The sequence below is a fragment of the Gordonia hydrophobica NBRC 16057 genome, from assembly GCF_001592365.1.
GTDB lineage: Bacteria > Actinomycetota > Actinomycetes > Mycobacteriales > Mycobacteriaceae > Gordonia > Gordonia hydrophobica.
Genome location: NZ_BCWU01000006.1, coordinates 203,072 through 224,828 on the forward strand (window position 1 = coordinate 203,072; position 21,757 = coordinate 224,828).

At 67.6% G+C, this 21,757-nt stretch carries 22 protein-coding genes; 9 read left to right on the forward strand and 13 right to left on the reverse strand.

The window, feature by feature from the left end:
• The first annotated feature begins 17 nt into the window (after positions 1–17).
• Complete coding sequence (locus tag GH2_RS12015) at positions 18–1,232, forward strand: PucR family transcriptional regulator (protein ID WP_066167913.1); 1,215 nt, start codon at positions 18–20, stop codon at positions 1,230–1,232.
• 138 nt (positions 1,233–1,370) lie between these two features.
• A complete protein-coding gene (locus GH2_RS12020; RefSeq protein ID WP_066167916.1) occupies positions 1,371–2,873 on the forward strand; it encodes a long-chain-fatty-acid--CoA ligase in 1,503 nt (500 codons plus the stop codon).
• Positions 2,874–2,980: 107 nt separating this feature from the next.
• Here GH2_RS12020 and GH2_RS12025 read toward each other — a convergent pair whose 3' ends face one another.
• From GH2_RS12025 to dapB, 3 genes are read right to left on the reverse strand one after another with little or no spacing between them, the layout of a single operon-like run.
• Positions 2,981–3,433, reverse strand: coding sequence for a flavodoxin family protein (locus tag GH2_RS12025; protein WP_066167919.1), 453 nt, complete (start codon positions 3,431–3,433; stop codon positions 2,981–2,983).
• Between the two features lie 4 nt (positions 3,434–3,437).
• The gene (locus GH2_RS12030) at positions 3,438–3,917 is read right to left on the reverse strand and encodes a hypothetical protein (protein ID WP_066167922.1); all 480 of its coding nucleotides are present in this window, start codon (positions 3,915–3,917) and stop codon (positions 3,438–3,440) included.
• A 6-nt stretch (positions 3,918–3,923) separates the two neighbouring features.
• Positions 3,924–4,676, reverse strand: a complete 753-nt coding sequence (gene dapB / locus GH2_RS12035; RefSeq protein WP_066167923.1) for a 4-hydroxy-tetrahydrodipicolinate reductase — start codon at positions 4,674–4,676, stop codon at positions 3,924–3,926.
• 176 nt (positions 4,677–4,852) lie between these two features.
• Between dapB and GH2_RS12040 the strand changes: the two genes are divergently transcribed.
• The gene (locus GH2_RS12040) at positions 4,853–6,907 is read left to right on the forward strand and encodes a neutral/alkaline non-lysosomal ceramidase N-terminal domain-containing protein (RefSeq protein WP_066167926.1); all 2,055 of its coding nucleotides are present in this window, start codon (positions 4,853–4,855) and stop codon (positions 6,905–6,907) included.
• On the opposite strand, the gene GH2_RS12045 is transcribed toward GH2_RS12040, so the two are convergent.
• The 5 genes from GH2_RS12045 to GH2_RS12070 all read right to left on the reverse strand — a co-directional run bounded on the left by GH2_RS12045 (position 6,894) and on the right by GH2_RS12070 (position 13,015).
• Positions 6,894–8,387 (reverse strand): amidase, encoded by a 1,494-nt coding sequence (locus GH2_RS12045; protein ID WP_066167929.1) that lies wholly within the window; start codon positions 8,385–8,387, stop codon positions 6,894–6,896. The two genes, GH2_RS12040 and GH2_RS12045, sit on opposite strands and share 14 nt — an antisense overlap.
• A gap of 94 nt (positions 8,388–8,481) precedes the next feature.
• Positions 8,482–10,737, reverse strand: a complete 2,256-nt coding sequence (locus tag GH2_RS12050) for a polyribonucleotide nucleotidyltransferase (protein ID WP_066167932.1) — start codon at positions 10,735–10,737, stop codon at positions 8,482–8,484.
• A 314-nt stretch (positions 10,738–11,051) separates the two neighbouring features.
• The gene (locus GH2_RS12060; RefSeq protein WP_066167937.1) at positions 11,052–11,516 is read right to left on the reverse strand and encodes a VOC family protein; all 465 of its coding nucleotides are present in this window, start codon (positions 11,514–11,516) and stop codon (positions 11,052–11,054) included.
• A 104-nt stretch (positions 11,517–11,620) separates the two neighbouring features.
• The gene (rpsO, locus tag GH2_RS12065) at positions 11,621–11,890 is read right to left on the reverse strand and encodes a 30S ribosomal protein S15 (RefSeq protein WP_066167941.1); all 270 of its coding nucleotides are present in this window, start codon (positions 11,888–11,890) and stop codon (positions 11,621–11,623) included.
• Between the two features lie 132 nt (positions 11,891–12,022).
• Positions 12,023–13,015 (reverse strand): bifunctional riboflavin kinase/FAD synthetase, encoded by a 993-nt coding sequence (locus GH2_RS12070; RefSeq protein ID WP_084247474.1) that lies wholly within the window; start codon positions 13,013–13,015, stop codon positions 12,023–12,025.
• A 172-nt stretch (positions 13,016–13,187) separates the two neighbouring features.
• On the opposite strand from GH2_RS12070, the gene GH2_RS12075 reads away from it, so the two are divergent.
• The gene (locus GH2_RS12075; protein WP_169802446.1) at positions 13,188–13,868 is read left to right on the forward strand and encodes a metal-dependent transcriptional regulator; all 681 of its coding nucleotides are present in this window, start codon (positions 13,188–13,190) and stop codon (positions 13,866–13,868) included.
• 34 nt (positions 13,869–13,902) lie between these two features.
• On the opposite strand, the gene GH2_RS12080 is transcribed toward GH2_RS12075, so the two are convergent.
• Positions 13,903–14,325 carry a hypothetical protein gene (locus tag GH2_RS12080; RefSeq protein ID WP_157086075.1) on the reverse strand — a complete coding sequence of 141 codons (423 nt, stop codon included), beginning with the start codon at positions 14,323–14,325 and terminating at the stop codon, positions 13,903–13,905.
• Positions 14,326–14,819: 494 nt separating this feature from the next.
• Between GH2_RS12080 and GH2_RS12090 the strand changes: the two genes are divergently transcribed.
• The 3 genes from GH2_RS12090 to GH2_RS12095 are packed head-to-tail and all read left to right on the forward strand — an operon-like array spanning position 14,820 to position 16,085.
• Entirely contained in the window at positions 14,820–15,404 is a 585-nt protein-coding gene (locus tag GH2_RS12090) for a hypothetical protein (RefSeq protein WP_066167953.1), read from the forward strand.
• A complete protein-coding gene (locus tag GH2_RS21625; protein WP_157086076.1) occupies positions 15,401–15,556 on the forward strand; it encodes a hypothetical protein in 156 nt (51 codons plus the stop codon). The genes GH2_RS12090 and GH2_RS21625 overlap by 4 nt, the downstream gene beginning before the upstream one ends.
• A gap of 28 nt (positions 15,557–15,584) precedes the next feature.
• The gene (locus GH2_RS12095; protein ID WP_066167956.1) at positions 15,585–16,085 is read left to right on the forward strand and encodes a hypothetical protein; all 501 of its coding nucleotides are present in this window, start codon (positions 15,585–15,587) and stop codon (positions 16,083–16,085) included.
• A gap of 43 nt (positions 16,086–16,128) precedes the next feature.
• Here GH2_RS12095 and truB read toward each other — a convergent pair whose 3' ends face one another.
• From truB to GH2_RS12110, 3 genes are read right to left on the reverse strand one after another with little or no spacing between them, the layout of a single operon-like run.
• A complete protein-coding gene (gene truB / locus GH2_RS12100) occupies positions 16,129–17,028 on the reverse strand; it encodes a tRNA pseudouridine(55) synthase TruB (protein ID WP_066167960.1) in 900 nt (299 codons plus the stop codon).
• 1 nt (position 17,029) lies between these two features.
• On the reverse strand, positions 17,030–17,704 hold the full coding sequence (locus tag GH2_RS12105; RefSeq protein WP_066167962.1) for a 4'-phosphopantetheinyl transferase family protein: 675 nt from the start codon (positions 17,702–17,704) through the stop codon (positions 17,030–17,032).
• Complete coding sequence (locus tag GH2_RS12110) at positions 17,701–18,678, reverse strand: metallophosphoesterase family protein (RefSeq protein WP_066168434.1); 978 nt, start codon at positions 18,676–18,678, stop codon at positions 17,701–17,703. The genes GH2_RS12105 and GH2_RS12110 overlap by 4 nt, the downstream gene beginning before the upstream one ends.
• A gap of 162 nt (positions 18,679–18,840) precedes the next feature.
• On the opposite strand from GH2_RS12110, the gene GH2_RS12115 reads away from it, so the two are divergent.
• The gene (locus GH2_RS12115) at positions 18,841–19,821 is read left to right on the forward strand and encodes a phosphotriesterase family protein (RefSeq protein ID WP_066167965.1); all 981 of its coding nucleotides are present in this window, start codon (positions 18,841–18,843) and stop codon (positions 19,819–19,821) included.
• Positions 19,821–21,356, forward strand: a complete 1,536-nt coding sequence (locus GH2_RS12120; RefSeq protein ID WP_066167968.1) for a class I adenylate-forming enzyme family protein — start codon at positions 19,821–19,823, stop codon at positions 21,354–21,356. The genes GH2_RS12115 and GH2_RS12120 overlap by 1 nt, the downstream gene beginning before the upstream one ends.
• Here GH2_RS12120 and GH2_RS12125 read toward each other — a convergent pair.
• Entirely contained in the window at positions 21,346–21,711 is a 366-nt protein-coding gene (locus GH2_RS12125; protein WP_066167972.1) for a DoxX family protein, read from the reverse strand. The genes GH2_RS12120 and GH2_RS12125 overlap by 11 nt on opposite strands.
• Positions 21,712–21,757 lie beyond the last annotated feature (46 nt).

A 21,757-nucleotide genomic window follows, 5' to 3' on the forward strand; every position in this document is an offset into this window, starting at 1 on the left:
CGCGCGACAATGGCAGGGTGACGCCTGCCTCCGATCTCCGACCACCGGAACGTCCCGACCTGACCGCCGAACTCAGCCGCATCGGCGAGGTGCTCGCGGCGCGGATCGACGACCTCGCCGATCGCGTCACCACGGCCATCCACCGCGACATCACGTACTACCAGACAGCCGAGCACATCCCCCGGGACACGACGATCAGCGTGGTGCGCGCCAACTTCGCCGAATGGGTCCGCGCCATCACCGACGACAACGACTTCGAGACCACCACCGCACGGAGCACCGGCGCGTCACGCGCCGCACTCGGTGTGCCACTGCCTGCGCTGATGCACGCGTATCGCGTGGGATTTCAGACCCTCTGGCAGGAGTTTCGGAGCATCGCCGAATCAGATCAGACCTTCTCCCGCCGCGCCGTCTTCGCCGCCACCGAGCGGATCTGGAGCGGGTACGACCGCTTCGCCAACGAGGTGGCCGACGCCCATCGCGACGCCACCAATGAGCAGATCCGCGACGACGCCGCAGAGCGCGCCGCGCTCACCGAGCACCTTCTAGAAGGACGGTTCACCAGCAAGACCAATCTCTGGGAGACCGCGGCGCTGCTGCAGATCCCCACGCGCGGCCCCTATCTCGCCGTCGCCGCCGCGACCGAGGTGATCGGCAGGCAGCCACTGCACGGCGTCGAGAACAAGTTGCGCGGACTCGATCTGCGATCGGCGTGGCGTCTGCTGCCCGACCAGCAGATCGGCCTTATCCACGCGCCGACACCTACCGCGGCCGACGCCGCCCTCCAACTGCTCGGCAGAGTCACCTCCGGCCGAGTCGGTGTCAGCGCACCGTTCACCGAACTCACCCACATCGGCCGAGCGCTCAAATACGCTCGCATCTCACTGGCCGGCCCCGGCCGGGGCGTCACTCAGTTCGACGACTCCGTCCTCGGGATCGCCGCGGTCGCGACCCCCGAGGTCAGTACCGGTCTCGCCCAGTCGGTGCTGCACAAGCTGTACGAGCTCGCTCCCCCTGATCGCGAGCTGCTCATCGACACGTTCCGTGCGTGGGTGCACGCCGACGGGAACGTCGGCGAGACTGCCGACGCCCTGTTCGTCCACCGCAACACCATTCGGCACCGATTGCGGCGCATCGAGACTCTGACAGGACGATCGACCTCGTCACCACGGGAGTTGGCCGAACTCTGCCTCGCCTTCGAGGTCGACGCACGCTTGAACGTGACCGACTGACCGAACACTCGCGGCAGCACTATTGTGCACATGCACACCGCGCCCGTCGTTACGTTAGCTGCGACACCATCGCGTACCGCACCGTTGTGGCGCACGCTGAACGGGTAGGAATTGCACCCAACACCGAAAGCGAAACCCATGGCGAACCTGAGTCAGAATCTCGTCGACGCGGCCGCGGCCCGCCCGGACCACCTCGCACTCCGGTGCGGCGACACCACGTACTCGTATGCAGCGTTCGACGATGCTTCGGCTCGAGTCGCCACCCTCCTCGCCGAGAAGGGAATCGTTCCCGGCGACCGCGTCGGCCTCATGCTGCCGAACGTTCCCGAGTTCGCGATCCTGTTCTACGGCATTCTGCGCGCCGGCGCCGTCGCCGTCCCGATGAACCCGCTCCTGAAGTCGCGTGAGATCGCCTTCTACCTCTGCAACACCTCAGCCAAGCTGATCCTGGCCGCCTCGACCTTCGCCGACGAGGCCAAGGGCGGCGCCGAGGCGTCCGGCGCCGACTGCGTGGTCGTCGACGGACAGCTGCAGTCCGCGATCGCCGCTGCCGCTCCGCAGGCCGCCCCGATCGACCGCGACGACGTCGACACCGCCGTCATCCTGCATACCTCCGGCACCACCGGTAAGCCGAAGGGCGCCGAGCTGACCCACATCGGTCTGCACCGTAACGCCGAGATCACCGTCCGCACCCTGATCGGCGCCGGCACTGACGACGTCCTCATGGGCTGCCTACCACTGTTCCACGTGTTCGGCCTCACCTGCGGCCTCAACGCCGCCGTGATCGCTCAGGCCAGCCTCACCCTGATCCCCCGATTCGAGCCCCTCGCCGTCCTCGATGCCATTGCCGCCGACAAGGTCACCATCTTCCTCGGCGTGCCGACCATGTACTCCGCACTCGTCGCCTCGCGACGGCCGAGCGACGACACCAGCTCCCTCCGCGTCTGCGTGTCGGGTGGCGCCGCCCTCCCTGCCCAGGTCATCACCGACTTCGAAGCCGCCTTCAACGCCGTCATCCTCGAGGGCTACGGTCTCTCGGAGACCTCGCCGGTCGCCTGCTTCAACCACCCCGACAAGGAGCGCCGCCCCGGCACGATCGGCACTCCGATCGAGGGCGTGCAGATGCGCGTGATCGACGTCAACGGCAAGGAAGCCGCCGTCGACGAGCCCGGTGAGATCCAGATCAAGGGTCACAACATCATGAAGGGCTACTGGCAGCTCCCCGACAAGACCGCCGAGGCGATCGACGCCGACGGCTGGTTCTCGACCGGTGACGTGGGCACCAAGGACGCCGACGGCTACTACCGCATCGTCGACCGCACCAAGGACATGATCATCCGTGGCGGCATGAACATCTACCCGCGCGAGGTGGAGGAAGTGCTGTACGAGCACCCGGCCGTCGCCGCAGCCGCCGTCGTCGGCATCCCGCACGAGAGCCTCGGCGAGGACGTCGGCGCCGCCGTCGCACTCAAGCCCGGAGCCGAGGTCGCCGAAGACGATCTCCGCACCTTCGTCAAGGACCGGGTCGCCGCCTACAAGTACCCGCGTCAGATCTGGTTCGTCGAGGCACTCCCCACCGGCGCCACCGGAAAGATCCAGAAGCGCGACATCGTCGTCCCCGCCTCCGTCTCGGAGCACTGACCGGGCGCGCCGGGTAACCGTTCGCGCCTGAGGCGTCGCTTCCCGCTACTTGTGTGACATGGAGCGGGAGGCGACGCTTCGAGCGGGATTCGCGAGGTCGCGCGCGACTACTCCATTAGTCCGGCAGCGACAGTCGCCCCGAGCTCCCAGCACGCCTCCAGTTGCTCCTTGGTCGGCTTCCCCGAGATCACGACGTCGGCCGCGGCCTTCACCCAGCCGAGGCCGCCTGCGATGGAGTGCACACTCTTCTCGGCGCCCTCGGTACCGACGTTGCCGTGCATGAACAGGCCGTAGGGCCGCCCCTTCGTGGAGTCGAGAATCGGGTAGTAGCAGGTGTCGAAGGCGTGTTTCAGCGCACCGCTCATGTAACCGAGGTTGGCCGGGGTGCCGAGCAGGTAGCCGTCGGCGTCGAGCATCTCAGCGGGTGACACCGACAGCGCGGCCCGCCGCACCACTTCGACGCCCTCGATCTCGGGGTCGGTGGCGCCCGCGAGCACCGCCTCGAACATCTCCTGGCAGTGCGGCGACGGCGTGTGGTGAACGATCAGCAGACGGGCCATGTCGTCACTTCGCCTGCGCCAGGCGGTACTGCTCGCTCGCCCGCTTCATCATCTCTCGTGCCCGGGAGCGGTCACCGGCGTAGTCGTATGCGCGCGCGATCCGGTAGGTGCTGACCCAGTCGGACGGATCGGCCTCCCACTCAGTCTTCACTTCCTCGAACAGCTCCATCGCCGCGTCCTTCTCGATGCGCCCGGACGGACGACGCGGCAGCGAGTCGGTGTCCAGATCGCGCCCGAGCTCCTGCGCCGCCGCGACCATCCGCTGGTGTTCGATGCCCGACTTCAGCGTGGAGATCACCATCCAGACACCGAGCAGCGGAAGCAGAAAGACGCCGATGCCCAGACCGATCGACACGATCGAGCCGTGACCGATCAACTGGACGGCGATCCGGCCGAGCAGCACGAAGTAGACGCAGAGTGCGACGACGAGAAACGCGATCACCGCGATGATCGGTCGCGCGTCCGACTTCTTCTTGGCAGCCACGAGCGGCTACAGGTCCATGAACGACTCGAGCCCCACCGTGAGGCCCGGGCGGCCGGCGATCTCGCGCACACCGAGCAGCACACCGGGGACGAACGAGTTGCGATCCATCGAATCGTGGCGAATGGTCAGGGTCTCGCCCTGCGTGCCGAAGAGCACCTCCTGGTGGGCGACGAGACCCGCCAGGCGGACCGAATGCACCCGCACCCCGTCGACGTCGGCGCCACGCGCCCCGTCGAGTCCGGTCGACGTCGCATCGGGGCTCGCGCCCAGACCGGCCTCGGCTCGAGCGGCGGCGATCAGTGCGGCGGTACGACCCGCAGTGCCCGACGGTGCGTCAGCCTTGTGCGGGTGATGGAGTTCGACGACCTCGGCGGACTCGAAGAACCGCGCGGCCTGTTGTGCGAAGTGCATCGACAGCACCGCACCGATGGCGAAGTTCGGGGCGATCAGCACGCCGACGCCCGGGTTCGCCTCCACCCATCCGCGGACGGTGTCGAGACGCTCCTGGGTGAATCCGGTGGTCCCCACAACGGCGTGGATCCCGTTCTCCACCAGGAACTTCAGATTGTCCATCACGACGTCGGGATGCGTGAAGTCGACGACCACCTGGGTCTTCGAGTCAACGAACCCGGTGAGCGCGTCCCCCTTGTCGACACCGACGGTGAACTCGGTGTCGGCGGAGCCGTCGACGCCTTCGACGATCGCCTTGCCGACCTTGCCATTGCTGCCAAGCACACCCACGCGGATGCCGTTGCCCATGAGGGACCCTTTCGTCTTGAGAATCGCCTACCACTCTAGGAGACACGCCGCAGCGGTGCCGCACGGCACGGCCGCGGCCACGGCGGCGAGACGACCACCCCTTCTTGATCATTCGATCAACTGAGGTTAGTGTCACACTCGACCAGCACGAGAACGCGTTTCATTTGAGGAGCTCCATGTCCGACATCTCACGCCGCTCCCTCCTCCACGCCGCCGTCGTCGGCGCCACGGCGACGGCGGCGGGTGCAACCCTCGGTGGGCTGAGCGTGTCCCAGTCCGGACAGGCGAACGCCACGGGCGGCTACCTCGTCGGCGCGGGCAAGGGCGACATGACCGGCGCGATCGCCGGACAGGGCATGATGGGCTACTCCGATGCCGAGCAAGTGGCGAAGGGGCTCATCCAGCGGACCTGGGCGCGCGCGTTCGTCATCGCCGACGCCGCCACCGGCGAGCGCGTCCTGTTCATTACCGCGGACATCGCGTGCGTGTTCACCTCGCACCACAACCGCCTGCTCACCGAGCTCGCGAAACGCTACGGCGGCACCTATACCGTCCACAACGTCAACGTGAACGCCACCCACAACCACAACTCGTGCGGCGGCACCTCCTGGGATTACGCCTACACGCTCGCCGCGATGGGACACCGACACAACTCCTTCGACGCCGAACTCGCGGGACTGCTCGACGCCGTCGACGAGGCGCACCGCAGTCTCGCGCCCGGCACCGTGGAACTCGGGATGGACGAGCTCCACGACGCCAGCGCCAACCGGTCGCTGACCGCCTTCGAGCGGAACCCGGTCGCCGACCGCCGCCACTTCCCCGAGCACATCGACCCTCAGGTGACCGGACTCCGCCTGAGGCAGGGTGGCCGGACGATCGGCGAGATCACCTGGTTCGCCACCCACGGCACCTCGCTGACCGACGCGAACTTCCAGATCGGCCCGGACAACAAGGGCTATGCGTCATATCTGGCGGAGCAGCGCACCGACGGTCTGGTGGCCGCCCATGCGCAGACCAACGCGGGTGACATGACGCCCAACCTCTGGCTCCGCAAGATGCACCCCGGCGGCCCGACGTCGAACAACCGCACCAACCGCATCCTGATCGGTCGACGCCAGGACGACGCCGGTCAGCGTGCTCTGCGCGGTGCGCGACCGATGCGCGGCACGGGCGTCACGACCGCCACGCGCTACCTGAATCTGAACGACATCACCATCGCCGGCGAGTACACGCCCAACGGCAAGGCGACCCGCACCGCACCCGCCATGATGGGCATGGCCGCCGCGGCCACCAGCATGGAGGACAACACCCGCAGTCAGCTCGCCATCCTGCACGAGGGCATGCGCAATGAGTTGGCAATGGCACTGGGAGCCGGAGCCACCCCGACTCCGGCCCCGTGGATGGTCGACGTCCAGGCGCCCAAAGCCGACCTGTTTCCGCTCGGACTCCTGCCGCCGCGTCCGTGGATCGAGCAGCGTCTACCGATCCAGCTCATCCGGATCGGCGATCTCGCGCTGGCCGCGATGCCGTCGGAGACCACGATCGTGGCCGGGCTCCGCATCCGGCGCCTGGTGGCCGACGCCCTCGACCTGCCGATGGAGAATGTTCTCCTGCAAGGCTATTCCAACGGCTACAGCCAGTACACCGTGACGCCGGAGGAGTACGTCGCGCAGCAGTATGAGGGCGGTGAGACACTGTTCGGCCGGTGGACGCTGTGCGCGTACATGCAGGAGTTCCACGCGATGGCGCAATCGATGGCCCGCGGCATCCGCAAGCCCGCCGGACCGCGCCCCGCCGATCGCGACTCCCTGCAGCCCGATCTCCTGGGCGGCAGGCCCGCCGACACCCCGATGCCGGGCCGACGCTTCGGGCAGGTGGTCTCGAGCGTGCCCGCAACCGCGACCGCAGGCACCACCCTCACGGTCTCGTTCTGCGGTGCCCACCCCACCAACCGGATCCGTCGCGGCCGGAACACCCAGGGCTACTTCGCCGTCGAACGATTCACCGGAACCGGCTGGGCGGTCGCCTACGACGACGACCACGAGTCCACCGAGATGACCTGGGTCCGTCCCGGCGGCAGCGCGACGGCGTCGAAGGTGACCGTCACCTGGCGCATCCCCCGCCACGCGTCCGCAGGCGACTATCGAATCCGGTACTACGGCGACGTGAAAGCGCCCTCCGGGCGGCTGCGGGAGATCACCGGGACCACCAGTCGGATCAAGGTCGGCTGACCGGCTGCGCCGGGAACCGCTGGATCCACGGTGCGGCCTCCTCGAGCTGCGCGGCCAATCGCAGCAGCGCCGCATCCGACCCCAGGGTGCCGTTGAAGGAGACACCGAGCGGCAGCCCCTCGGGCGTCCAGTACACCGGAACGCTGATCGCGGGCCTGCCGGTCAGGTTCGCGAGCTGAGTGTAGGGAACCCAGCCGAGGTTGGCCTCGATCATCTGGTCGATGATCCCGGTGCGCACCATGGCCGATCCGCCGTGCACGCGGTGCGCAATCCGTGCGGCCGCCTGCAGCGGCTTCGGAGTGTCGAGGGCGCCGATCTTGATCGGCGACTCCGCGAGCGTCGGCGTCATGAAGTAGTCGAAGGACTCGTAGAAGGTCTCCATCGCCCGCGTGTATCCGGTGATCTCGTCCAGCGCACGGAACAGCTTGGCGACGCCGTTCGCCCGCCCCACCTCCACCATCGCCAGCGTGTCGGCCTCGAAGTCGCGGTCGCCGGCTCCGGTGCGCTCCTTGATCTCCGCGACCTGACCGACCACTTGCGCGAACCAGATCGTCAGGAAGGTCTCCGCCAGCGCCTTGTCGTCGTAGGGCGGCGTGACCTCTTCCACGTGATGCCCGAGATCGGCGAGCAGCTGTGCGGTGTGTTCGAGCGCCGCGGTGGCCTCCGGGGTCGCGTCGCCGCGGATCGCGGAGTGCCCCGAGAAGCCGATCCGCAGTCGCGCCGGCCGGTCGCCGAGAACCTCGGCGAATGGTCGGTCCGGTTGCGCCACTTGATAATCGGCGAACCGGTTCGGGTCGACGATGGCGTCCATCAGGCCCGCACTGTCGCGCACGGTACGCGCCACCACGCCCTGGACCGCCATGCCGAACATCGGCTCCCCCGACGACGGCCCGTACGGCGCCAGGCCGCGACTCGGTTTGAGGCCGACCAGCCCGGTGGTCGCCGCCGGGATCCGGATCGATCCACCACCGTCGTTGGCGCCCGCCGCCGGCACGATCCCCGCGGCGACTGCGGCCGCCGAGCCGCCCGATGAGCCGCCCGGGGTGCGCGAGACGTCCCACGGGTTCCGGCACGGTCCCCACAGGTCCGACTCGGTGATGCCCTTCGCACCGAGCTCTGGCGTGTTGGTCTTGCCGAAGATCACCAGCCCGGCGTCAAGGAACCGGTCGGTGACCAGTGCGTTCTCCGTTTCGACGGTGTTCCGGAGCGCCCGGCACCCGCTGGTCGTGGGATAGCCGCGATACTCCTGGGCCAAGTCCTTGATCAGGAACGGCACCCCGGCGAACGGTCCGGGCAGCGGATGCTGCACGCGGATGTCCGCCTCCGCCTCGGTCTCGATCACGACCGAGTTGATCGCCGGGTTCACGCCGCGCAGCCGCTGCCGTGCCAGGTCCAGCAGTTCCGCCGAGGTCACCTGTCCGTCGGCGACCAGCTCGGCGAGACCCGTCGCGTCGTACCGCATGTACTCATCGAGGTTCATGCGTTCAGCCTTGCACACGCCCGAACCGGATGACAGAGAACGACTTCGGCCCGCGACGAAGGATCGTCACGGGCCGAAGCGTCAGTTCAGAGGATCAGGCGTCGGCCGCAGCCTCGTCCTTCTTCTCGTCAGCATCGTCGCGCACCGGCACGAGGCTGATCTTGCCGCGCTCGTCGATGTCGGCGATCTCCACCTGGAGCTTGTCGCCCACCTTGACGACGTCCTCGACCTTGCCGATCCGCTTGCCGTTGCCGAGCTTGCTGATGTGGACCAGTCCGTCGCGACCCGGCAGCAGCGAGACGAAGGCGCCGAAAGCGGCCGTCTTGACGACGGTGCCCAGAAAGCGCTCCCCGACCTTGGGCAGCTGCGGGTTGGCGATGGCGTTGACCTTGTCGATCGCCGCCTGTGCGGACGGGCCGTCGGCGGCGCCGATGAACACGGTGCCATCGTCCTCGATCGAGATGTTGGCGCCGGTCTCCTCGGTGATGCCGTTGATCGTCTTGCCCTTGGGGCCGATCAGCTCGCCGATCTTGTCCATCGGGATCTTCACGGTGGTGATCCGCGGTGCGTACGGGCTCATCTCGTCGGGCTCGTCGATGGCCTCGGCCAGGACGTCCAGGATGGTGAGGCGAGCCTGTTTGGCCTGGCTCAGCGCGCCGGCCAGGACCTTCGACGGGATGCCGTCGAGCTTGGTGTCGAGTTGCAGGGCCGTCACGAAGTCCTTGGTGCCCGCGACCTTGAAGTCCATGTCACCGAACGCGTCTTCGGCACCCAGGATGTCGGTGAGGGCGACGTACCGGGTCTCGGTCTTGCCGTCGATGGTGACCTCATCGGAGACCAGACCCATGGCGATGCCCGCCACCGGAGCCTTCAGCGGGACGCCCGCGTTCAGCATCGAGATGGTCGACGCACAGACCGAGCCCATCGACGTGGAGCCGTTGGAGCCGAGGGCCTCGGACACCTGACGGATCGCGTACGGGAACTCCTCGACGCTCGGGAGGACCGGCACCAGGGCGCGCTCGGCGAGAGCACCGTGACCGATCTCGCGACGCTTCGGCGATCCGACGCGACCGGTCTCACCGGTCGAGTACGGCGGGAAGTTGTAGTGGTGCATGTACCGCTTGCTGGTCTCGGGGCCGAGCGAGTCGATCTGCTGGGCCATCTTGACCATGTCGAGGGTGGTGACACCCATGATCTGGGTCTCGCCACGCTCGAAGAGCGCGCTGCCGTGGGCACGCGGAACCAGACCGATCTCGGCCGACAGGGCACGGATGTCGGTGATGCCGCGGCCGTCGATCCGGAAGTGGTCGGTCAGGATTCGCTGGCGCACCACCTGCTTGGTGACCGAGCGGTAGGCCGCGCCCAGCTCGCCCTCGCGTCCCTCGAAGCGCTCGCCGAGCGCTTCCAGGACGTCGCCCTTGAGCGCATCGGTGGCGGCGTCGCGGTCCTGCTTGTCGGCGATCGACATCGCCTCGCCCAGGCGCTTCGTCGCGAACTCGGCGACGGCCTGGTAGGCGTCGTCCTGGTACGGCGGGAACAGCGGGAACTCGCGGGTCTCCTTGGCGGCCGCGTCGGCGAGCTGCTTCTGCGCCTCGCACAGCGTGGCGATGAACGGCTTGGCCGCCTCCAGGCCCTCGGCGACGACGGCTTCGTTCGGCGCCTGCGCACCGTCGGCGAGATGCTCGAGCACGTTGTGCGTGGCCTCCGCCTCGACCATCATGATCGCGACGTCGCCGTCAACCAGGCGGCCGGCGACGACCATGTTGAACACGGCGTCCTCGAGCTGTTCGACGGTCGGGAACGCGACCCACTGGCCGGCCTTGTTCTCCTCAGTCGGGATCAGTGCGACGCGCACGCCGCCGATCGGACCGGAGAACGGCAGACCGGAGATCTGGGTCGACGCCGAGGCCGCGTTGATCGCGACGACGTCGTACAGGTCTTTCGGATCCAGCGACAGGACGGTCTCGACGATCTGGATCTCATTGCGCAGGCCGTCGACGAACGACGGGCGCAGCGGACGGTCGATCAGACGGCAGGTCAGGATCGCGTCGGTCGACGGGCGGCCCTCGCGGCGGAAGAACGAGCCGGGGATGCGGCCCGCGGCGTACATGCGCTCTTCGACGTCGACGGTCAGCGGGAAGAAGTCGAAGTGCTCCTTCGGCGACTTGGACGCGGTGGTGGTCGAGAGCAGCATGGTGCCCTCATCGAGGTAGGCGACGACCGAGCCTGCGGCCTGCAGGGCCAGACGGCCGGTCTCGAACGTGATCGTGCGGGTGCCGAACGACCCGTTGTCGATGACGGCGGAGACTTCGGTGACCGAATCATCGAAGTCGGCGTTGACATCAGTCAAGAGGTTTTCCCTTTCGTTGCGATCGCGGCGGCTCCCGACTCCGGGGGCTGCGACCTTATGCAGCAGCCGGCTCGCACAGGACGCGCAGAACCGGCGGGCGATCGGCGCGAGACTCGCGCCGGACATGAACAGCGCACCTGCGCTGTGAGCAGACGGCCTTCGATCGAAGCGGCCGGAACGTCGCGACGGTACCCGTCGATCGATTTTCCGGCGGCCACTACCGAGGACCGATCCGACAATCACGTCCGATTCGCTGCCGAGCAGCTGATCGTCCGCTGACGAGTCTAACATTTCCCCTGCTGAGCGCAGGGCGGTCACTCCCAGTGCGTCGCGACGATCGGAAGGCCGATGATCGCCTCGGCGTCGGCCCGACTGACGTCGCACACATGCACGGCGAACGTCCACAGATGACCTTCGACGTCAGCGGCTCGATACGTTCGATCGCCGAAGAACTGATCGGCGGGCTCGGCCACGATCCGGGCGCCCGCGGCGCGCGCTCGCTCGCAGTGGTCGTCGAGCCCGTCGGGGAGCTGCACGTGCACGGACTGGGTGTTGGCGCCGTCGAGCTCGGCGGGGCTGCGCGTCCGGTCGGTCCACCGGCCGCCGACCATGATCCGACCGCCGCCGGGGGTGTCCATCTCGTAGTGCGACGCTCCGGGCGCGTCGGGCGGTCCCTCGATCGCCATGGAGAGGGTGAACCCGAAGGCCGTGGTGAGCCAGGCGGTCGCCGCCTTCGGGTCGAGGTATGTGACAGCCGGGGTGACGGGAGGCTCGCTCATATGAGTCCATGCTCCTCCACCCCGAGAGACTGCGCAGCGAAACACCGAACCGGCCGTGTCACCTGACGGTGACGCGGCCGGTTCTCAAGAAGACGGGAAGCGTCTCAGCGACGCAGACCCAGGCGCTCGATCAGCGAGCGGTAACGGCTGATGTCCGTTGCCGCGATGTACTTGAGCAGGCGACGACGACGGCCGACGAGCAGCAGCAGACCACGACGGCTGTGGTGGTCGTGCTTGTGGTGCTTGAGGTGCTCGGTCAGGTCGGTGATGCGCTTGGTCAGCAGAGCGATCTGCGCCTCGGGCGAACCGGTGTCGGTCTCGTGCAGTCCATACTCGGACAGGACGGCCTTCTTCTCTTCGGCAGTCAGAGCCATGAGAGATCTCCTTGTTTCAGTTCCGCGCTCTGGGCCCTGCACCAGCAGGGGGTGCGCCACCGCGGACCGCAGCTGACACCAGCGAAGGAGTCTACCAGCCCGACGTCCGCACGACGCAATCGCGCCGCGGCGTCAGCCTTCGGTACGACGGTCGGCGCCACCGTCTTCGGCGGCCAGGATCGTGCGGGTTCGCTCGACGTCGTTCGCCATCGCCGCGATCAGGGCGTCCACGCTGTCGAAGGGCTCCATGCCGCGGAGTCGGGCGACGAACTCGACCGCGACGTGCTGCCCGTAGAAGTCGGCGTTCACATCGATCACGTATGCCTCGACGGTGCGGTTGCGACCCGAGAACGTCGGGTTGGTGCCGACTGAGACGGCGGCGGGATAGCGCTCACCGAGCGCTATCCCGGCCGGTTCGGTCGCACTGTCCAGGACGCTGAACCAGGCGGCGTAGACGCCGTCTCCGGGGATCGCCGCGTGGGGCGGCGGCGCAACGTTGGCGGTCGGATAGCCGAGGTCGCGGCCCCGTCGTTCGCCGTGTACCACGACGCCTTCGACGCGGTGCGGACGTCCGAGCGCCTCGGCCGCCAACTCCACGTCGCCCGCGGCGATGCACGAGCGGATGTAGGTCGAGGAGTAGGTGACGGCGTGTTCGCCGAACAGCGAGACGCCGGTGACTTCGAAGCCGAATCGCTCGCCGAGTTCCCGGAGTTTGGGAACGTCGCCCGCAGCCTTGTGTCCGAAGGTGAAGTTGTCTCCGACGACGACTTCTGCGGCGTGCAGCTCTTCGACGAGCACCGAGTGCACGAAGTCCTCCGGCGACTGCGCCGACAGGGTCAGGTTGAACGGGATGACGCAGAAGACGTCGATGCCCAGTTCCTCCGCGAGTTCGGCGCGACGACGCAGCGTGGACAGCTGCGGCGGATGGGTGCCGGGCCGCACCACCTCCGACGGGTGGGGGTCGAAGGTCATCAGCACCGACGGCACTCCGCGTTCGGCCGCCGCCTTGGTCGCCGCAGCGATCAATTGAGCATGCCCGCGATGCACGCCATCGAAGACGCCGATGGTGACCACGCATCGACCCCAGCCAGCAGGGACCTCGTCCAAACCTCGCCAACGCAACACACGATAAGAGTACGACCACCCCGCACCGGCGCGCATTCGCTGCCGCGTTCTCGCCTCGAGCTGCTCCCCCGGCCCCGTTCCTGGGCGCGGAGCGTTCAGCGAACGGCATGTAACCCCGTTCCTGGGCGCGGAGCGTTCAGCGAACGGCATGTAACTGGGTATGGTCGTATTCATGCCCGACACTCGCCCGGTGAGCGAACTCACCTCGGTTACCCAGGACTATTTGAAGGTCATTTGGACATCGCAGGAGTGGTCGGACACGAAGGTCACCACCAAGCTGCTGGCTGAGAAGCTCGGCGTCTCGCCGTCGACCGCGTCGGAGGGGATTCGCAAGCTGGCCGATCAGGGCCTCGTCGACCATGCCCCGTACGGTGCGGTCACCCTGACCGACACGGGTCGGGTCGCCGCAGTCGACATGGTCCGACGCCACCGACTCCTGGAGACCTTCCTCGTCCGCGAACTCGGCTATCGATGGGATGAGGTGCACGACGAGGCCGAGATCCTCGAGCACGCCGTCTCCGAGCAGTTGCTGAGCCACATCGACGCGAAGCTCGGCCACCCGAAGCGCGATCCGCACGGCGATCCCATCCCGGGTGCGGACGGCATCGTCCCCGAGGCGGGTTCGCTGCAGCTCGCCGATCTCGACGTGGAGCAGTCGGGTGTCATCACCCGCATCTCGGACTCCGATCCGGAGATCCTGCGCTACTTCGAGGAGATCGGCATCAACCTCGACTGCCGCGTGACGGTCACCGAGAAACGTCCGTTCGCGGGCACCATCACCGTGTGCGTCGACGACTCGGAACCGATCCACCTCGGCGACATCGCGGCACGCGCTATCTTCTTGGATCAGTAGACGACCGTCGCGGGCGACGGTGTCGGCCGCTCGATCAGGAGTGGCCCGACCAGCCCGGCCCCGGCGGAGGCTGGTTCGGCGGAGCTTGGTTCTGCGGAGGCTGGTTCGGCGGAGACTGCATCCCGAAGTGATTCGGCGGCACTGGGTTCATCGGCGGCACTGGGTTCATCAGCGGGACGCCCTGGCCGGAGGGCCCCTGGCGCTGTTTCACCCAGTGCACGGCCAGCCCGATCAACCCTCCCGGAATTGCGCCATACAGCATCGCGAACGCTAACGCGTAGAGGAAAACGTCGCCCGCGGAGGGCCCCTCAACACCCAGGAAGATCACCAAGGCGATGAAGAAGACGACCGTCGCGCCGACAGCCGCACCGATGAGCAGTCGGCGCCACACTGGATTTCGCTGACCGGCGACACCGACAGGAACGAAGTACGGCTGACTGCCAGGTTGCCCAGGCATCGGCGGCCACCCGGCTTGAGGAGGGGTCAAGCCTCCCGGCGGTTGAAGGTACGGGCCCGGTGGCACGTCACGCCCCAGTTGAGGATTCTGCGCCGGAGTGTCGAATCGCGGATCGTCAGTCACGCCACGAATCCTCGCATATGCACACATTCGTGTGTGGAACGCGTATTGCGTTCGACTGACACCACGCGCGTCTCCCCACACCCGCGACCAGCGCAACGGCGCTGGTCAGCCACCCCTCGAACAGCCTCCGGATACTGAACACATCGACAACGTGCTCACACTTCTGTGTGCAAACGCTAGTCTGACTGTGCCCGCCCGTGCGCAGCAGCTCGGACTCGACTAGGAACATCCCCCAAGTAACGAAGGCCAGAATGCTACCCCCACCGTCCTCCGCCCTCACTCCCGTCCTCGACGCGGACGGCATCATGCGACTGCAGCGGACCGTTGGATATGCGGGGCCCCCGACACCACGGATTCCAGGACCGACACTGATGCCTGCAGGCCTGCCGACCGAACAGGGCCTGGTGTGGCTCTTTCCCCGACTGCTAGACCGGCCCCTGCACCCCGGCCACATTCGACAACATCTCCTGCAGTCCTGGAACTGGGCCTTCGGTGCGGCGGTGCACCGAGCAGTCATCACTCACTGTTACCCGGGCGTCGATTCGGCCACGGCGATCCACGCGATCAGGGATCAACTGACATCTCTGCTCTCATTGTCGGCGCCGGACAAGAACGTCGCGCAGATCGCCGCTCTGCTGGACCAGCACGTCGACGTCTTCGGCCCGTCGGACGACGCGCAGTTCCAGGCATGGCGTTGGGGCCGCCTGGCCGAGTACCAGCTCGGGCATGCACTCGGTCCGGAAACATGGGCCAACTCGACCACCGACCTCGTCCGCTATACCAGCCGAGAGAACATGGACATGCTTGACTCGGCCGACCTGGCCAGCAGAGTCGACACGCTGTTGAACGTGTACTACCGGCGCGCGACGAGATCGTCGCGATCTGGCGCGGACTGGACAGCCCGGAGCAAACCGCCGCCCGGGATGCGCGCCGAGCCCGCAATGCCGCGATCATGAACGGAGCGCGCAGCACATACGAAGCCGTCCAGAATCACCGCGACCGCAAGGCCGCACGGCGCGCAGCGAACGCCGTCGCGATGAACGAAGCAGCACTGGCCGACTACCGACGCGCCCGTGCATCGCGTCTCCGCGGCCGCTCGCTGTTCTGATTCTCCCGCCTACATCGATCGAGGACGCATGTCATCACCGTTCAGCCCGCCCGACCGCCCTCCGCACGGGGTGCCTCGCGAGCCGCAGTACCCACCGGCACCGTTCCCCGGATACGTCCAAGCCGGCCGGCAGCCGTCGTACCCCGGCTACTCGAATCCTGCCGACCGACCACGCCCGTCAACGCCGCTGCCGCTGCTCCTCGTATCCGCGGTCTTCGTCGTCACGGGGTTTGTGGTGCTCGTGTCCGTCATTGTGGCGGGCACCACCAATTCCTCCAACATGCCGAGTTCGGGTGGCGCCCTCTCGGTCGTCCTCGGCGTGATTGCGATGGCGATCGGCGGAGCGCTCGTCCTCTATCCGGGCAACACCGTCAAGATCATCGCGACGGTGTGGGCGGGGCTGTGGTGCCTGTCGATTGTCGGGGTGGTCGTCTCGGTCCCCGTCATCCTGGTCCTCTGGCGATCGAGGGCGACAACCGATCACTTCGAGTTCTGCGACGCTCAGCGATCAGCGACCAAGCTCAGATAACCGTCCCGAGCCCGGTGGCGTGGTGTGACAGATCGACGCCGCTTCAGCGCAGCGTCGCCGGTCGTACGACCATCACCGAACTCGCCCGGCGGCCCTTCTCCTGGATGAGGGCGATGGCCTGCCCCGACGGGTCGACGACGGTGTAGATCCCCTTCATCCCGATCGGTGTCAGCCAGCGACCCTGGCTGATGGACTCGGCGTCGTCGTCGGAGATCTCGCGGTGCGGGAAGCAGAGTTTGGCGGCGTCGTCGATGCCGAGGCTCAAACCGGGCGCTGCGGTCACGTCGTCCATGGTGCGCGAGTGCTCCAGAGTGAACGGCCCGACCGCGGTCCGCCGCAGCACGGTGAGGTGACCACCGACACCGAGTGCGGCGCCGAGGTCTCGTGCCAGCGATCGGATGTAGGTGCCTGACGAGCAGTCCACTGCGACGTCCAGATCGACGAAGCCGCCGTCCCGGCGGGTCGCCAGGATGTCGAACCGATGCACGGTGACCGGGCGGGACTCCAACTCGAACTCCGCGCCCGTGCGCACCAGCGCGTGCGCGCGCCTGCCGTCGACCTTGATGGCGCTGACCTTCGCAGGCACCTGCTGGATGTCACCGGTGAGGCCGGCGACGACGGCCGCGATCTGATCGTCGGACACACCCGAGGCGTCGACCGTCTCGAGGACCTCGCCCTCGGCGTCGTCGGTGGTGGTCCCCTGGCCGAGCCGGATGGTCGCGGTGTACGACTTCGTGGTCAGCGACAGCAGACCCAGCAGTTTGGTGGCCCGTTCGACGCCGATGACGAGCACGCCCGTGGCCATCGGGTCGAGGGTGCCCGCGTGGCCCACGCGGCGGGTATTGAAGGCCTTTCGGCATTTCGAGACGACGTCGTGGCTGGTGACTCCGGCGTCCTTGTCGACGACGAGGAGCCCGGCGTTCTCGATGGAGGTGTCTGCCATGTCAGGTGAGTGCAATCGTGGTCAGGATCAGGCCGCGGGAGATCTGCCAGCGGCCGGGCAGCGTCAACAGCGGTGCTCCGCCGTCGATCGCCGCGCCGTCGATCAGGATGGTCGAACTGAACGTACCGGCAGGCTCGCCCGCCGTCCCAATCGTGTCGTCACGCTCGAACGTGATGTGCGCGTCCTCGAAGCCGAGCCATCGCTGCGTCACCGGGAACCACGCCTTGTAGGTGGCCTCCTTGGCGCAGAACAGGAGCCGATCCCAGTGCAGGTCGTCGCCGCGGGTGGCGAGCACCTCGCGTTCGGCCTCGATGCTGGTGTGGTCGAGCACGCCGTCGGGCAGTGCCTCATGCGGTTCCGCGTCGATGCCGACCGATCGCACCTGCATGGAGTACGCCGTCACGGCCGCGCGGTAACCGTCGCAGTGGGTCATGCTGCCGACCACCTGTCGCGGCCACAGCGGCATCCCGCGCTCGCCGCGAAGGATCGGGACCGGGTCGATGCCCAACTGCCCCAGCGCCTGGCGTGCACAGTGCCGGGCGGTGGTGAACTCCCGCCTGCGTTTGGCGACGGCGTTGACGATCAGCGATTCCTCGGCGGGCATCACGGTGAGCCCATCGGGGTCGCCGAACGCTTCCGCACTCCCCACGCCCGCAGGCATCAGGTCTTCGATCACTGGATGGGATCCTTCCGGTTCGACTCGGCACGACGCGCACGGGTGCGCTCCACTTGGGCACGGAACTCCGCCGCGCGTTCTTTGTAGTCCTCGGGGAGGTCGAAGCGCGCGCCGAACTCGTGCAGGTCCTCGGGTCGCAGGCCGTCGTCGGGCGCGATCTTCCGCAGCAACGGCTGCGGGAGCCCGCGACGGTTCCACTCGCGCGGGTAGCCGACCGAGACCTCTTCGAACCGGACGTCGTCGTACCAGGTGGTGCGTGGGATGTGGAGGTGCCCGTACACGCAGCACATCGCGTTGAAGCGGGTGTGCCAGTCGTCGGTCAGCACCGAACCGCACCACAGCGCGAACTCCGGATAGAACAGCGCATCGGTCGGCTCGCGGCGCAGCGGCCAATGGTTGATGAGGACGGTCTTCTCCGCGGGGTCCAGCGCCTCGAGCCGCTCGCGGGTGGCCTCGATCCGTGCGCGACTCCACGCGTCGCGGGTGCCGAAGGGCTCGGGTGAGAGGAGGAACTCGTCTGTCGCGACGACGTTCGCCTCGCGCGCCACCGCGAGCGCCTGCAGGGCCGTCGCGGTCCCCTCGGGGCGGAAGGTGTAGTCGTACAGCAGGAACATCGGAACCACGCGGACCGGCTCGGTGCCGTCGCCGGGATCGAACTGCGGGTACTGGTCTTCAGGCGTGAGGACGCCGATGTCCCGGCAGGCCTGCACCAGGTAGTCGTAGCGAGCGACGCCGAAGACCTGCAGCGGATCCTTCGCCGTCGTGTAGAGCTCGTGATTACCGGGCACCCAGATCACCGTGTGGAAGCGGTTCTTGAGCCGGCGCAGCGTGTCGATGATGTCGTCGGTGCGCTCGGCGACGTCGCCCGCCACGATCAACCAGTCCGCCGAATCCGTCGCCTTGACCTGGTCCAGGATCGGCGCGTTGCCGCGATGTGAGACGTGGAGATCACTGATCGCCCAGAGCGTAGCCATGCCGACCATGGTGCCACGCACCCGAATGTCGACCGCGACGTCCCGGTCCGGTGAACGTTGTCGTGCCAAACCGCCCACGGATCCCGACTGAACGCGCATGATCGACACCGTGACGCCGCTCACCAGTGCGTCCATTCCGGTTCCCGCAACGAAGGAGCATCGATGACTTTCGTAGAGACAGTCAGAGGTCAGGTCGACGTGAACGATCTGGGCCAAGTGCTGATGCACGAGCATGTGTTCACCATCGGCACCGAGATCCGCGCCAATTTCCCGGACTATCCGGACCACTGGGACGAGGACGCGCGGGTCGCCGACGCCGTCAGCAAACTCGCCGACGTCGCCTCACGCGGTGTCCGCACCATCGTCGACCCGACGGTGATCGGCCTCGGCAGGTATCTGCCGCGGATCCAACGGATCAACGAGCAGGTCGACCTCAACATCGTGTGCGCCACCGGCATCTACACCTACCACGACGAGCCGGTCCAGTTTCATTTCACCGGCCCCGGCAAGGTCTTCGACTTCGGCGTCGATCCGATGACCGAGTTGTTCGTCGGCGACGTCCGCAACGGCATCGCCGACACGGGGGTGAAGGCGGGGCTGCTCAAGTGCGCCATCGACGAAGCCGGTCTCACGCCCGGTGTGGAGCGGGTGATGCGTGCGGTGGCGCAGGCACACGTCGAGACCGGCACGCCGATCACCGTCCACACGCACGTCGGCAACGAGACCGGCCTCGTGGCCGCCGGGATCTTCGCCGACGAGGGGTGCGACATGAGCAAGGTGGTCCTCGGGCACAGCGGCGACACCACCGACCTCGACTACCTCAAGAAGCTCGCCGACACCGGCGCCGTGCTCGGCATGGACCGCTTCGGCATCGATGCGTTCTCACCGTTCGAGGAGCGGGTCCGCATGGTCGCCGAGATGGTCCACGGCGGCTACGTGGGCCAGCTGGTGCTGTCGCACGACGCGTCGTGCTACTCCGACTTCTACCCCGAGGCGGCACGCGCGGCGGCGCTCCCGAACTGGCATTACACGCACATCCACGACGACGTGCTGCCTGCACTCCGTGAACGCGGCGTGACCGATGAGCAGATCACCGCGATGCTCGTCGACAACCCCCGCACCTACTTCGAGCGGGCCGCGTGATGCCGGCGGTCGTGCCGGTCGGGCGGGAGTCGAACCCGTTCCCGCAGAACGGCGTCACCGTCGACGCCGCAGGCGCCCCGCATTTCGACGACCTGCCGTCGTCCCTGATCGCGATGCTCGCCGCCCATGCCACGCGAACGCCCGACGCGGAGGCACTCGTCGAGCTCGGCGGCGACCGCCTGACCTACCAGCACCTCTGGAATCGCGCGGCGCGAGTCGCGGGCGGACTCCGCGCAGGCGGACTCCGTCGCGGCGATCGGGTCGCGCTCCGCTACCCGGCGGGCGTGGACTGGGTGGTCGCGTTCTGGGGCATCCTGTTCGCCGGCGGAGTGGTGGTCGCCGTCAACACCCGGTCCACCCGGCCCGAGGTCGAGTTCCTCCTCGAGGACTCGGGAGCGACGGTCGATCTCGCGCCGGACGTCGCACTCCCCGACGGCGACGCCTACGTCGACGAGTCAGCGACTCTCCACGACGTCGCGGCGCTCTTCTACACCTCGGGAACCACCGGTCGTCCCAAAGGCGTCCCGACCACCCATGAGGCCTTCCTCACCAACACCGCCAACGTCGCACGGTGCTTCGCCATCCCCGACGACATCGGCGCCGCGATGCGGACGCTGATCTGCGTGCCGCTGTTCCACGTCACCGGGTGCAACTCGCAACTGCTCGTCGCCGCCTTTTACGGCGGCACGGCCGTCATCATGCCGACACTCGACGTGGATGCGCTCATCACCGCCATCGCCGACGAGCAGATCACGTTCATGGTCACCGTACCCGCCATCTACGCGCTGATGCTCCGTCGACCGGCGCTCGCCGCCCTCGACACCGCGCGCATCGGGTGGGTGGCCTACGGCGGCGCCCCGATCGCCCCGACGCTCGTCCAGGCACTGAAGACGGCGTTCCCCGCCGCTCGAGTGGCGAACGGGTACGGGATGACCGAGTCGGCGTCGCTCATGACCGTGCTGCCGCACGAGGACGCCGTGGATCACGCGGACTCCGTCGGCTACGCGGTGCCGTCGGTCGAGCTCGGCGTTCTCCCCTTCGACGACGCCGACGACCGCTTCGGCGAGCTGGTGGTGCGCGGGTCCAACATCACCTCCGGGTACTGGCAACGACCCGACGCGACCGCCGCCACGATCATCGACGGGTGGCTGCACACCGGTGACGTGGTGCGGGTCGACGACGCCGGCCGCATCCACATCGTCGACCGCACCAAGGACATCATCAACCGCGGCGGCGAGAACGTCTCGAGCATCGAGGTCGAGGCCGCTCTCATGGCGGTGCCCGGCGTTCTCGAGGCCGCGGTGATCGCAGTGCCGGACGACGTCCTGGGCGAGAAGGTCGGTGCCGTGGTCTACAGCGGCGGTGACCCGATCGACGTGGATCAGATCATCGGCGCGGTCGCCGCTCAGATCGCCGATTTCAAGGTGCCGCAATACGTCTCGGTCATCGACGAGCCGCTCCCGCGCAATCCGGGCGGCAAGATCGTCAAAGGAAGAATCCGTGACTCGGTGAGCTGGGGTGCGCCTATCCGATGACGTACGAGGAGACCAGAACGGCGAGCGAGATCGCGAGCATGCCGAGGCAGTTGACCCAGAACGTGGACCCGAGGCTCCGCGCTCGAAGGTGAGCGACGGTCGCCGCGACGAAGTAGGCGATCACGCCTGCCGTCGCGGCGACGCCGACACCGGGCTGCCACAGTCCGACGATCAGCCCGGCAACGGCGACCACCTTGATGTACGCGAGCGCCCAGCCCCAGTCATCGACGGGAAATCGAACGCCGTCCATGCAGTCGCGGACGAGTTGGACGGGGATCGCGGAGATCACGGCGTCGCCCACCAGGACGACGATGAGCACCGCGGTGGGCCACACTGGTGAGGGGATGTCGAACATGGCTGGGTCCTTGTCTTTTGGGGGCACAGTGCTCGGCAGCAAAGCG